The following is a 12915-nucleotide window of genomic DNA, read 5'->3' as shown; positions in this document are numbered from 1 at the left end:
CCGTCGCCGACGGTTCCCGTCCGCGCGAGCCCGTTCCGCCCGTTCCCGCCCCGAGAGGCAGTCAGCCACCGATGAAGCTCGTCTTCGCAGGTACCCCCGAGGTCGCCGTCCCCGCCCTGGACGCCCTGATCGCCTCCGGGCGGCACGAGATCGCCGCCGTCGTCACCCGCCCCGACGCCCCGGCGGGCCGGGGCCGGCACCTGGTCGCGAGCCCGGTCGCCCAGCGCGCGGAGGAGGCCGGCATCGAGGTCCTCAAGCCCGTGAAGCCGCGCGACGAGGACTTCCTGGCGCGGCTGCGCGAGATCGCCCCGGACTGCTGCCCCGTCGTCGCCTACGGGGCCCTGCTGCCCAAGAGCGCCCTCGCGATCCCGGCCCGCGGCTGGGTCAACCTGCACTTCTCCCTGCTGCCCGCCTGGCGCGGCGCGGCCCCCGTCCAGCACGCCGTGATGGCCGGGGACGAGATGACCGGCGCGGCCACCTTCCAGATCGAGGAGGGGCTCGACTCCGGGCCGGTGTACGGCGTGGTCACCGAGCCCGTGCGGCCCACCGACACCAGCGGCGACCTGCTCACCCGTCTCGCCTTCGCGGGTGCCGGGCTGCTCGCCGCGACCATGGACGGCATCGAGGACGGCACCCTGCACGCCGTCCCGCAGCCCGCCGACGGCGTCACCCTCGCCCCGAAGATCACCGTCGAGGACGCGCACGTCGACTTCCGGGCCCCGGCCCTGCGCGTCGACCGCGTGGTGCGCGCCTGCACCCCGGCGCCCGGCGCCTGGACCGTCTTCCGGGGCGAGCGGCTGAAGCTGATCCAGCTCGCCCTGCTGCCCGACCGCGCGGACCTCGCGGCCCTCGCCCCCGGGGAGCTGGCGGCCGGCAAGAACAACGTCTACGCGGGCACCGGTTCGCACGCGGTGGAGCTGCTGTGGGTCCAGCCGCAGGGCAAGAAGCCGATGCGCGCGGCCGACTGGGCCCGCGGGACGCGGATCGCCCCCGGTGAGCGCCTGGCCACGGCGGACGTAGGCTGAGGGGGATCCACCCCACCCCGAACGCGGAGCACCTTTTGAGCGAGCAGGCCCGTCGCCGTCCCCCCAAGCCGCACCGCCGCCCCAAGAAGGATCCGGTCCGGATCCTCGCCTTCGAGGCGCTGCGTGCGGTCGACGAACGGGGGGCGTACGCGAACCTCGTCCTGCCGCCGCTGCTGAAGAAGGCCCGCGCGGGCGGCGACTTCGACGGGCGGGACGCGGCGCTGGCGACCGAGCTGGTCTACGGCACCCTGCGCCGCCAGGGCACCTACGACGCGATCATCGCCGCCTGCGTGGACCGTCCGCTGCGCGAGGTGGACCCGCCGGTCCTCGACGTCCTCGCCCTCGGCGCCCACCAGCTCCTCGGCACCCGCATCCCGACCCACGCGGCCGTCTCGGCCACCGTCGAACTGGCCCGGGTGGTCCTCGGCGACGGCCGGGCCAAGTTCGTCAACGCGGTGCTGCGCAAGATCTCCCAGGAGGACCTGGACGCCTGGCTGGAGCGGGTCGCCCCGCCCTTCGAGGAGGACGCGGAGGACCACCTCGCCGTCGTCCACTCCCACCCGCGCTGGGTGGTCTCGGCCCTGTGGGACGCCCTCGGCGGCGGGCGCGCGGGCATCGAGGACCTGCTGGAGGCGGACAACGAGCGGCCCGAGGTCACCCTCGTCGCCCGGCCGGGCCGGGTCACCGCGGCCGAACTGCTGGACGCGGTGGGGCAGGACCAGGCGCTGCCCGGGCGCTGGTCCCCGCACGCGGTACGGCTCGCGGAGGGCGGCGAGCCGGGCGCGATCGAGGCGGTCCGCGAGGGCCGGGCCGGGGTCCAGGACGAGGGCAGCCAGCTGGTCGCCCTCGCGCTGGCCGCCGCCCCGCTGGACGGCCCCGACCGGCGCTGGCTCGACGGCTGCGCCGGCCCCGGGGGCAAGGCGGCCCTGCTGGGCGCGCTCGCCGCGGAGCGGGGCGCCTTCCTGCTGGCCTCGGAGAAGCAGCCGCACCGGGCCCGGCTCGTCGGGCGGGCGCTGGCCGGCAACCCCGGCCCGTACACGGTGATCGCCGCCGACGGGACCCGCCCGCCGTGGCGCGAGGGCACCTTCGACCGGGTCCTCGTCGACGTCCCCTGCTCGGGCCTCGGCGCGCTGCGCCGCCGCCCGGAGGCCCGCTGGCGCCGCCGCCCCGAGGACTTCGACGGCTTCGCCCCGCTCCAGCGCGGCCTGCTCCGGCAGGCGCTGGGCGCGGTGCGCGTCGGCGGGGTCGTCGGGTACGCGACCTGCTCCCCGCACCTCGCGGAGACCCGGGTCGTGGTGGAAGACGTGCTGCGCGGCCGCGGCGGACCGGCCCTCTCCGCCGAGTGGATCGACGCCCGCCCGCTGATGCCCGGGGTCCCGGCTCTCGGCGACGGCCCGGACGTCCAGCTCTGGCCGCATCTGCACGGCACCGACGCGATGTACCTGGCGCTGCTGCGCCGCACGGCCTGACGGCCCCCGCGCTGCCGCGCCGCACGGCGCCGCTTGACGGCCCGGCGCCCTGCGGCCGCCGTGCTGCCTGCCTGCCTGCCTGCCTGCCGCCCGGGCCGCGCGGCCGGAACCTGCCGGTCCCCGTCGGCCGTGCCGCTCGCGCAGCCGTGCCGCGCTGCCTGACGGCCCAGTGCCCGGGACGCGCGGCCGGAACCCGGTCGGCCCCGAGGGCGCGGCGTCCCACGCTGCCTGACGCCCCGGCGTTGCCTCACCGCCTGACCGCAGCCCGGGCCGCGCGGCCGGAACCCGGTCGGCCCCGAGGGGGCGTGGCCGCCCCCGGTCCTGCCGCTCGCGGGCCGCGGCGCGCCCCGGCCGTGCCCCTCGGGCGCCGCCCGTCGGGCGATAGGTCCGCCTTGTGGTGAGCTGTCGTCAGATCCCGGCGTCTTGGTCCGGACCGGATCCCGTCCCGGGGAGGGGAAGCGGCGGATAACGTGGCAGGCTTGGCACATGGCCGCACAGATCAACCCCAGCATCCTCTCCGCCGACTTCTCGCGCCTGGCCGAGGAGGCGAAGGCCGTCGACAACGCCGACTGGCTCCATGTCGACGTGATGGACAACCACTTCGTGCCCAATCTGACGCTGGGTGTGCCGGTCGTGGAGTCGCTGGCGAAGGCGACGGACACCCCGCTGGACTGCCACCTCATGATCGAGGACCCGGACCGCTGGGCGCCGCAGTACGTGGAGGCGGGGGCCGGGTCGGTCACCTTCCATGTGGAGGCCGCCGCCGCCCCGGTGCGCCTCGCGCGGGAGATCCGGGCCAAGGGCGCCCGCGCCTCGATGGCGCTCAAGCCCGCGACCCCGATCGAGCCCTACGAGGACCTGCTGCCCGAGCTGGACATGCTCCTCATCATGACCGTGGAGCCCGGCTTCGGCGGCCAGGCGTTCCTGGACATCATGCTGCCGAAGATCCGCCGCACCCGGGAGCTGATCTCCAAGCACGGTCTTGAGCTGTGGCTCCAGGTCGACGGCGGGGTGTCCGCGGCCACGATCGAGCAGTGCGCGGAGGCCGGGGCGGACGTCTTCGTCGCCGGCTCCGCCGTCTACAACGCGGACGACCCGGCGGCGGCGGTGGCGATGCTCCGCGAGCAGGCGCAGACGGTGATCGCCCGGGCGCCCTGGGCGTGCGCGCACTGAGGGCGCGCCCGCCCGGCGCGGGCGGGTCCGTTCACTGGATGTTGGCCCGACAGGACCGATCAAGGACCGGTGGATCTGACAGGATGGCGGGTCCGGGGAGTGTGTACGTGTGTACGGCAGTGAGGAGATCGCGGTGACTGCTAGGCCGGCGGGACGGTCCGCCCTGCGGATGGGACCCGCCGAGCTCGTCCAGGCGGCGGCCATGGCGCGCCGCTTCTACCTGGAGGGCAAGTCCAAGATCCAGATCGCGGAGGAGTTCGGCGTCAGCCGCTTCAAGGTCGCGCGGGTGCTGGAGACGGCCCTCGAACGCGACCTGGTGCGCATCGAGATCCGGGTCCCCGCCGAGCTCGACGCCGAACGCTCCGACGCCCTGCGCGCCCGGTTCGGCCTGCGCCACGCGGTCGTCGTCGAGTCCCCGGCCGAGGCCGACGAGTCGCCCGACCCGGAGAACCTCGGCGAGGTGGCCGCCGACCTGCTCGGCGAGCTGGTGAACGAGGGCGATGTGCTGGGCCTGGCCTGGGGCCGGTCCACGATCCACATGGCCGCGGCCCTGGACCGGCTGCCGCCCTGCACGGTCGTCCAGCTCACCGGCGTCTACGACGCGGGCACCGCCGAGCGCGGCTCCGTCGAGGCGGTCCGGCGGGCGGCCCAGGTCTCCGGCGGCGAGGCGCACCCGATCTACGCGCCGATGCTGCTGCCCGACCCGGCGACGGCCGCCGCCCTGCGGCACCAGACGGGCATCGCGCGCGCCTTCGAGTACTTCGACAAGGTCACGGTCGCCTGTGTGTCCATCGGCTCCTGGGAGCCGGGCATCTCCACCGTGCACGACATGCTCTCCGACGAGGAGCGCGCGCACTACGCCTCCCTCGGCGTCGCCGCCGAGATGTCCGCGCACCTCTTCGACACGGAGGGCCGCCGGGTCGGCCGCGACCTGGGGGAGCGCTGCATCACGGTGGAGGCCGACCGGCTGCGCCGTATCCCCGAGGTGGTCGCCATCGCGGGCGGGCAGCGCAAGGCGGAGGCCATCGGCGCGGTCCTCCGCTCCGGACTGGTCACCAGCCTGGTCACGGACACCGCCGCGGCGGACCAGCTCCTGACCGCCGAGCCCGGACCCCGCCCGGCGCTGGAGCGCGCCGACCCGGACGACTGACGGCCCCGCGTGCCCCGGGTGAGAACCCGGTGCGCGAACGGCCCCGGCCCCGTCGCGCGAGCGGCCCCCGCACCGGTGGACGAGCGGCCCCCGGCCCGCCCCGCGCGGGCACGGGGGCCGCACCCGTTTGGAGGATCACCTCGGCCGGCGCCCCCGTGACTGGAGGTTCCGCCCGGGGATGACCACCGCCGCCGCATGGGAGAATGAAGTACGTGCGTTTTCCTCCGGCCGTGCCCGCCGGGGGGCCAACTCCGATCGACTGGGATGTTCTGCACGTGCGTTTCCTCAATGACCAGAAGCCGCCGTACGACCTGACGTACGACGATGTGTTCATGGTGCCGAGCCGTTCGGCCGTGGGTTCCCGCCAGGGCGTCGACCTCTCCTCGCCCGACGGCACCGGCACCACCGTGCCGCTGGTCGTCGCCAATATGACGGCCATCGCCGGCCGCCGGATGGCCGAGACCGTCGCCCGCCGCGGCGGTCTCGTCGTGATCCCCCAGGACATCCCGATCGAGGTCGTCACCGACGTCATCTCCTGGGTCAAGACGCGCCACCTCGTCCTCGACACCCCGATCGTCCTCGCCCCCCACCAGACGGTGGCGGACGCGCTCTCCCTGCTGCCGAAGCGGGCGCACGGCGCCGGTGTCGTCGTCGACGAGGAGCAGCGCCCGGTCGGCATCGTCACCGACCACGACCTCGCCGGGGTCGACCGCTTCACCCAGCTCTCCGAGGTCATGTCCAAGGACCTCCTCCTGCTGGACGCGGACATCGACCCGCGCGAGGCGTTCAACCGGCTCGACTCGGCCAACCGCCGCTACGCCCCCGCCGTGGACGCCGAAGGCCGCCTGGCCGGTGTGCTGACCCGCAAGGGCGCCCTGCGCGCGACCCTCTACACCCCGGCCGTCGACGCCGCCGGCAAGCTGCGCGTCGCCGCCGCCGTCGGCATCAACGGCGATGTGGCCGGCAAGGCCAAGCAGCTCCTGGACGCGGGCGTGGACACCCTCGTGGTGGACACCGCGCACGGCCACCAGGAGTCCATGATCAGCGCGGTCCGCGCCGTCCGGGCCCTCGACCCGCAGGTCCCGATCGTCGCGGGCAACATCGTCGCCGCCGAGGGTGTGCGCGACCTGATCGAGGCCGGCGCGGACGTCGTCAAGGTCGGCGTCGGCCCGGGCGCCATGTGCACCACGCGCATGATGACCGGCGTCGGCCGCCCGCAGTTCTCCGCCGTCCTGGAGTGCGCGGCCGAGGCGAAGAAGTACGGCAAGCACGTCTGGGCGGACGGCGGGGTGCGCCACCCGCGCGACGTCGCCATGGCCCTGGCCGCCGGCGCCTCCAACGTGATGGTCGGCTCCTGGTTCGCCGGCACCTACGAGTCCCCGGGCGACCTCCAGCAGGCCGCCGACGGCCGGCTCTACAAGGAGTCCTTCGGCATGGCCTCCGCCCGCGCCGTGCGCAACCGCACCAGCGAGGAGTCCGCCTACGACCGGGCCCGCAAGGCCCTGTTCGAGGAGGGCATCTCGCACTCCCGGATGTTCCTGGACCCCGCCCGCCCGGGCGTGGAGGACCTGATCGACTCGATCATCGCCGGTGTCCGCTCCTCCTGCACCTACGCGGGCGCGGGCTCCCTGGAGGAGTTCGCCGCCAACGCGATCGTCGGCGTGCAGAGCGCCGCCGGGTACGCGGAGGGCAAGCCGCTCCACGCCAGCTGGAGCTGACGCCCCCTCACCACCCGTGGAACCGGCCCCCGCGCGCACGCGCGGGGGCCGGTCCGCGTCCGGGCAGGTGCCGGTTCGCGTCCGTGCGGGCGGAGTTGCGGCAGGTCACGGGCGGTCCCGCCGGAACTCCCGGAAAAAACTTCGGAATCGGCGGGCATGAGGTCGCGCTCCGGGGGTAGGCGCGCTCTCGCACTGACATCGGAGCAGGGGAGGACGTAGTGTCCACGGCGAGCACGGTCCCGACCGCAGGCACGCAGACCCGGGAGCAGCGCGCGCACACGGCGGCGCCGGACCTCCCGCTCGTGCAGAACCCGGGAGAGGTCGCACCGAAGGACGCACGCGAGATCTCACGCATCTTCTTCGCCCGCCTCGCGGAGCTGGAGGAGGGCACCCGCGAGCACCAGTACGTCCGCAACACCCTCATCGAGCTCAACCTGGCGCTGGTGAAGTACGCCGCGGGCCGCTTCCGCAACCGCGCCGAACAGATGGAGGACATCGTCCAGGTCGGCACCATCGGCCTGATCAAGGCGATCGACCGCTTCGAGCTCAGCCGCGAGGTGGAGTTCGCCACCTTCGCCGTCCCGTACATCGTCGGCGAGATCAAGCGCTTCTTCCGTGACACCAGCTGGGCCGTGCACGTGCCGCGCCGCCTCCAGGAGCTGCGCATCGACCTGGCCAAGGCCGTCGACGAGCTCTCCCAGAAGCTCGACCACGCCCCGACCACCGCCGAACTCGCCGAGCACCTGGGCATCGACGAGGAGGAGGTCGTCGAGGGCGTCGTCGCCAGCAACGGCTACACCGCCGGCTCCATCGACATGCCGATGGACGACTCCTCCGACCACACCGCCGTCCCCCTCTCCGACCGGCTCGGCGCCCTCGACGCCGACCTGGAGACCGCGGAGAACGTCCAGGCCCTCAAGCCCCTGATCGAGGAGCTGGACGACCGCGACCGCCGGATCCTGCGGATGCGCTTCGGTGAGGAGTTGACCCAGGCCGAGATCGGCGAGGCCCTGGGCGTCTCGCAGATGCACGTCTCCCGGCTGCTCGCCCGGATCACCGGGCGGCTGCGCGCGGGACTGCTCGCCGTGGAATGACCCGCGGCCCCCGGGGCGCCCCGCGCCCGGCCATGAACCATGTTCCCCCCACGGCAGGTACGGCGCCCCGGATTCCGGGGCGCCGTACCTGTGGTCGCGGCCGTGGCCGTCGGCTGGGGCGAGTACCTCAACGAGCTGCTGCACGGCACCCTCGGCGTCACCATTCCGGAGTCGGTCTCGGCGCCGCTCGGCGAGGGCGGGTACGTCAACCTGCCCGCGCTGGTGGTCGTGCTGCTCGCCATGGTCTTCCTGATGGGCGGCGCGAAGGAGAGCGCCCGCATCAACACGATCATGGTCGTGGTGAAGATCGCCACCCTGCTGCTCTTCTGCGGCATCGGCTTCCTCGGCATCAAGGCGGGCAACTACACCCCCCTCGCCCCGCTCGGCATCACCGGCATCAGCGCCGCCGCCGCGACCCTCTTCTTCTCCTACATCGGCTTCGACGCCGCGTCCACGGCCGGTGAGGAGGCGAAGAACCCCAAGCGGGACCTGCCCCGGGCGATCATGCTCTCGCTGCTGATCGTCACCGTGCTCTACTGCCTGGTCGCCCTCGTCGCCGTCGGCGCCATGCCCTGGCAGGACTTCGAGGGCACCGAGGCCGCGCTCGCGCAGATCATGAAGGACGTCACCGGCCACGGCTTCTGGAGCGTGGTGCTCGCCGCGGGCGCGGTCGTCGCCATCGCCAGCGTCGTCTTCGCCGTGCTGTACGGACAGACCCGCATCCTCTTCGCGATGTCCCGGGACGGCCTGGTGCCCAAGGTGTTCGCCCGGGTGGACCGGCGGACCGGCGCGCCGCGCGCCAACACGGTCATCGTCTCGCTCTTCTGCGGACTGCTCGCCGCCACCATCCCGCTCGGCGAGCTGGCCAACGCCACCAGCATCGGCACCCTCTTCGCGTTCGCGCTGGTCAACGTGGCCGTCGTCATCCTGCGCTACACCCGCCCGGACATGAACCGCACCTTCAAGGTGATGCTCTTCCCGCTCACCCCGGTGCTCGGCTTCGGCTTCTGCGCCTGGATGATGCTCAGCCTCCCGGGGGTGACCTGGCTGGTCTTCGCCGGCTGGATGGCGGCGGGCCTCGTGTTCTACTTCAGTTACGGCCTCCGCCGTTCCCGACTCGCCACCGCAGAGAAGTGATCCACCCGCAGTGCGACTGAACGATCTCGACGAACGCATCGTCCACGCCCTCGCCGAGGACGCCCGCCGCAGCTACGCCGACATCGGCCAGGCGGTCGGCCTCTCGGCGCCCGCGGTCAAGCGGCGGGTGGACCGGCTGCGTGCGGAGGGGGCCATCACCGGCTTCACCGTCCGCGTCGACCCGGCCGCGCTCGGCTGGGAGACCGAGGGCATCGTCGAGATCTTCTGCCGCCACAACACCTCGCCGGACGACATCCGGCGGGGGCTGGAGCGGTACCCGGAGGTGGTGTCCGCGTCGACCGTCACGGGCGACGCGGACGCCGTGGTCCAGGTCTTCGCCGCCGATATGCGGCACTTCGAACGGGTGCTGGAGCGGATCGCGGGGGAGCCGTTCGTGGAGCGCACCAAGTCCGTGCTGGTGCTGTCGCCGCTGCTGCGGCGCTTCTCCTCCGGCTCACCCGCGTAGCGACAGCCCGCGCCGGCCCGCGTCCGGCCGTGTTCGGCCGTGTTCGGCCGTGCCCGGCCGCCTCCGTCAGAGGGCGGGGTTCCAGGGCACCACGCGGAAGTCGCCGGTGCCCCCGCGGACCTTCTCGAAGGGCGCCGAGCCCACGCACGGCGGCAGCTCGCCCTGGTGGGCCGGGCTGCCGGTGGCCGCCCAGCTGTAGCCCAGGCGGTCCTTGCCGCCGCTGTCGTGCACGGTGATCCCCACCCGGGTGCCCTTGGCGCCCGGCAGGTCCGACCGCACGATGACGCCGGAGACGACCGCGACCTTCCCGCCGGTCAGCAGGCAGTCCACCTCGGCCTCCGCCGAGGCGCCCCGGCCGTTCAGATAGTGGCTGAAGCGGAAGGTGCCGGTGGCCTTCGTCGGGTCGTCGTTGTCGGCGGCGGCGAGCCGGGCGTCGAAGGTGAAGGTGATGTCGTCGCCCTGCGAGCGGTACAGCTTCGCCGTCCCGGTCAGCGCGGCGGCCGGCCGGGCCGTGGCGGCCTTTCCGGAGGTGACCTTTCCGGAGGCGGCTTCCCCGGGAGCGGCCTTCCCGGGGGCGGCGGCCGACGCGGTGCCCGCGGCCCCCGCGGTCAGCAGCGCCGCCGTGACAAAGGCGGCGAGGCGGGTGCGGCGGTGGGCGGTGCGCAGACGCATGGTGGCGGTCCTTCCGATCGGTGAAGCGGACACGTCACACTCTTCCGGCCCCGGCCCCGCCGGACATCGGACGACGGGAGGGACCGGACCTCCCCCGAGCGGCGGGGAAGGGCCCTCCCGGACCCGTTCCCGGGTCGCACGGCCGTCCTCCCCCGAGCGGGGCCCCGGGGGGGCGCAACGAATCGCCGCGGCGATGCCCGACGACGCAACGGATCGTCCGGATGCGCGCAACGCTCGCGCCTTGTCCGGGCCGGACGGCGGACCGTACCTTCGTAGACGTATCCCGTACACCCCCTGTCCCGAGGTCGTCCATGCCGTCGTTGCGTACCGCCCTGCTCCAGAGTTCCGGCCGGCCGGGCGACGTGGCGGAGAACCTGAAGCGGCTCGACGAGTACGCCGGACGCGCCGCCGAGGCCGGCGCCGGCCTGCTGGTCTGCCCCGAGCTGTACCTCACCGGCTACGCGATCGGCGACGACGTGCCCCGGCTGGCCGAGCCCGCCGACGGCCCCGGCGCGGCCGCCGTCGCCGGGATCGCCGCCCGCCACGGCATCGCGATCCACTACGGCTACCCCGAGCGGGCCGGCGATCTGGTCCACAACGCGGCCCAGCTCATCGGCGCCGGCGGCGAGCGCCTCGCGAACTACCGCAAGACCCACCTCTTCGGCTGCTTCGAGCAGGAGCACTTCACCCCCGGCGGCCAGCCCGTCGTGCAGGCCGAACTGAACGGCCTCACCATCGGCCTGCTGATCTGCTACGACGTGGAGTTCCCGGAGAACGTCCGGGCGCACGCGCTGGCCGGCACCGATCTGCTGCTGGTGCCCACCGCGCAGATGCACCCCTTCCAGTTCGTCGCCGAGTCGATGATCCCGGTACGGGCCTTCGAGAGCCAGATGTACATCGCGTACGTCAACCGCACAGGCCCGGAGGGCGAGTTCGAGTTCGTCGGCCTCAGCTCCCTCGCGAGCCCCGACGGGGCCGTCCGCGCGCGCGCCGGGCGCGGCGAGGAACTGGTCCTCGGCGAGGTCGACCCCGTTCTGCTGTCCGCCTCGCGCGAGACCAACCCCTACCTCCAGGACCGCCGCCCCGGCCTGTACGGCTCCCTGAGCTGAGTCCACAGGAGAGCCGGCCGGCTCACGCCCCCGCGTTCCCCACCCCCGCCCCACCGCATCACCCCGTGCAAGGAGTCCGTACCCCATGACGTCCACGGTGCCCACCACCGCTGTCCAGCACAGCGACGCGCAGCCGCCGATCACCATGTTCGGCCCGGACTTCCCCTACGCCTACGACGACTACCTCGCCCACCCGGCGGGCCTCGGCCAGATACCGGCGACCGAGCACGGCAGCGAGGTCGCGGTCATCGGCGGCGGCCTCTCCGGCATCGTCGCCGCCTACGAGCTGATGAAGATGGGCCTCAAGCCCGTCGTCTACGAGGCCGACCGGATCGGCGGCCGGCTGCGCACCGTCGGCTTCGAGGGCACCGGCACCGACGAGCTGACCGCCGAGATGGGCGCGATGCGCTTCCCGCCGTCGTCCACCGCCCTCCAGCACTACATCGACCTGGTCGGGCTGACCACCAGCCCCTTCCCCAACCCGCTGGCGCCCTCCACCCCCTCGACCGTCGTCGACCTCAAGGGCGAGTCCCACTACGCGGAGACCATCGACGACCTCCCGCAGGTCTACCGCGATGTGATGGACGCCTGGAACGCCTGCCTGGAGGAGGGCGCGGACTTCTCCGACATGAACCGCGCCATGCGCGAGCGCGACGTCCCGCGCATCCGCGAGATCTGGGCGAAGCTCGTCGAGAAGCTGGACAACCAGACCTTCTACGGCTTCCTCTGCGACTCCGAGGCGTTCAAGTCCTTCCGCCACCGGGAGATCTTCGGCCAGGTCGGCTTCGGCACCGGCGGCTGGGACACCGACTTCCCCAACTCCATCCTGGAGATCCTGCGCGTCGTCTACTCCGAGGCCGACGACCACCACCGCGGCATCGTCGAGGGCAGCCAGCAGCTCCCGCTGCGCCTGTGGGAGCGCGAGCCGCGGAAGATCGTGCACTGGCCGCTCGGCACCTCGCTCGCCTCGCTGCACGACGGGGACCCCCGGCCCGCCGTCACCCGCCTCAACCGCACCGCGGGCAACCGGATCACCGTCACCGACGCCTCCGGCGACATCCGCACCTACCGGGCCGCGATCTTCACCGCGCAGTCCTGGCTGCTGCTCTCCAAGATCGCCTGCGACGACTCGCTCTTCCCGATCGACCACTGGACGGCGATGGAGCGCACCCACTACATGGAGTCCTCCAAGCTGTTCGTGCCGGTGGACCGGCCGTTCTGGCTGGACAAGGACGAGGTGACGGGCCGCGACACCATGTCGATGACCCTCACCGACCGGATGACCCGCGGCACGTACCTGCTGGACAACGGCCCGGACAAGCCCGCCGTCATCTGCCTCTCCTACACCTGGTGCGACGACAGCCTGAAGTGGCTGCCGCTCTCGGCGAACGAGCGCATGGAGGTCATGCTCAAGTCGCTCGGCGAGATCTACCCGAACGTCGACATCCGGAGCCACGTCATCGGCAACCCGGTGACCGTGTCCTGGGAGAACGAGCCCTACTTCATGGGCGCGTTCAAGGCCAACCTGCCCGGCCACTACCGCTACCAGCGCCGTCTGTTCACGCACTTCATGCAGGACCGGCTGCCCGAGGACAAGCGGGGCATCTACCTCGCCGGCGACGACATCTCCTGGACCGCCGGCTGGGCGGAGGGCGCCGTGCAGACCGCGCTCAACGCGGTGTGGGGTGTGATGCACCAGTTCGGCGGCGCGAGTGACCCGACCAACCCGGGTCCGGGCGATGTGTACGAGGAGATCGCGCCGGTGGAGCTGCCGGAGGACTGACGACACGGCCCGCCGGTCCGTCGGGGACCGGCGGGGGCGCGCTCACGGGCGGGGCGGGGCCGGGCCGATGTGCCGGTCCGGCCCCGCCCGTCGCCGTGCCCGTCGCCGTGCCCGTCGCC

10 protein-coding genes and 1 pseudogene are annotated in these 12915 nt (G+C 73.5%); 10 read left to right on the top strand and 1 reads right to left on the bottom strand.

Annotated elements, in window-relative coordinates; genetic code table 11:
* The first annotated feature begins 71 nt into the window (after positions 1-71).
* The 8 genes and pseudogenes from fmt to ABZ457_RS08465 all read left to right on the top strand — a co-directional run bounded on the left by fmt (position 72) and on the right by ABZ457_RS08465 (position 9232).
* A complete protein-coding gene (gene fmt / locus ABZ457_RS08500) occupies positions 72-1025 on the top strand; it encodes a methionyl-tRNA formyltransferase (RefSeq protein ID WP_018850098.1) in 954 nt (317 codons plus the stop codon).
* Positions 1026-1060: 35 nt separating this feature from the next.
* Positions 1061-2494: a transcription antitermination factor NusB gene (locus ABZ457_RS08495; RefSeq protein ID WP_359155316.1), complete on the top strand. Its 1434-nt coding sequence runs from the start codon at positions 1061-1063 to the stop codon at positions 2492-2494.
* 486 nt (positions 2495-2980) lie between these two features.
* On the top strand, positions 2981-3667 hold the full coding sequence (gene rpe / locus ABZ457_RS08490; RefSeq protein ID WP_359155314.1) for a ribulose-phosphate 3-epimerase: 687 nt from the start codon (positions 2981-2983) through the stop codon (positions 3665-3667).
* 109 nt (positions 3668-3776) lie between these two features.
* Complete coding sequence (locus ABZ457_RS08485; protein WP_106434750.1) at positions 3777-4817, top strand: sugar-binding domain-containing protein; 1041 nt, start codon at positions 3777-3779, stop codon at positions 4815-4817.
* Positions 4818-5092: 275 nt separating this feature from the next.
* Entirely contained in the window at positions 5093-6535 is a 1443-nt protein-coding gene (locus tag ABZ457_RS08480) for a GuaB1 family IMP dehydrogenase-related protein (RefSeq protein WP_359155311.1), read from the top strand.
* Between the two features lie 218 nt (positions 6536-6753).
* A complete protein-coding gene (locus tag ABZ457_RS08475; RefSeq protein ID WP_359155309.1) occupies positions 6754-7629 on the top strand; it encodes a SigB/SigF/SigG family RNA polymerase sigma factor in 876 nt (291 codons plus the stop codon).
* A gap of 93 nt (positions 7630-7722) precedes the next feature.
* Positions 7723-8766: pseudogene (locus ABZ457_RS08470) on the top strand (amino acid permease); the annotation flags it as partial.
* Between the two features lie 10 nt (positions 8767-8776).
* Positions 8777-9232 carry an Lrp/AsnC family transcriptional regulator gene (locus ABZ457_RS08465; RefSeq protein ID WP_018850105.1) on the top strand — a complete coding sequence of 152 codons (456 nt, stop codon included), beginning with the start codon at positions 8777-8779 and terminating at the stop codon, positions 9230-9232.
* A gap of 66 nt (positions 9233-9298) precedes the next feature.
* Here ABZ457_RS08465 and ABZ457_RS08460 read toward each other — a convergent pair whose 3' ends face one another.
* Positions 9299-9904, bottom strand: coding sequence for a Repetin (locus ABZ457_RS08460; RefSeq protein ID WP_359155306.1), 606 nt, complete (start codon positions 9902-9904; stop codon positions 9299-9301).
* A gap of 311 nt (positions 9905-10215) precedes the next feature.
* On the opposite strand from ABZ457_RS08460, the gene ABZ457_RS08455 reads away from it, so the two are divergent.
* A complete protein-coding gene (locus ABZ457_RS08455; RefSeq protein ID WP_359155304.1) occupies positions 10216-11013 on the top strand; it encodes a carbon-nitrogen hydrolase family protein in 798 nt (265 codons plus the stop codon).
* An 85-nt stretch (positions 11014-11098) separates the two neighbouring features.
* Positions 11099-12796 carry an NAD(P)/FAD-dependent oxidoreductase gene (locus ABZ457_RS08450; protein WP_359155302.1) on the top strand — a complete coding sequence of 566 codons (1698 nt, stop codon included), beginning with the start codon at positions 11099-11101 and terminating at the stop codon, positions 12794-12796.
* Positions 12797-12915 lie beyond the last annotated feature (119 nt).

This window comes from Streptomyces sp. NPDC005805 (assembly GCF_040630445.1).
In the GTDB taxonomy this organism is placed as follows: domain Bacteria; phylum Actinomycetota; class Actinomycetes; order Streptomycetales; family Streptomycetaceae; genus Streptomyces.
This window is presented reverse-complemented; position numbering and strand designations above follow the sequence as displayed.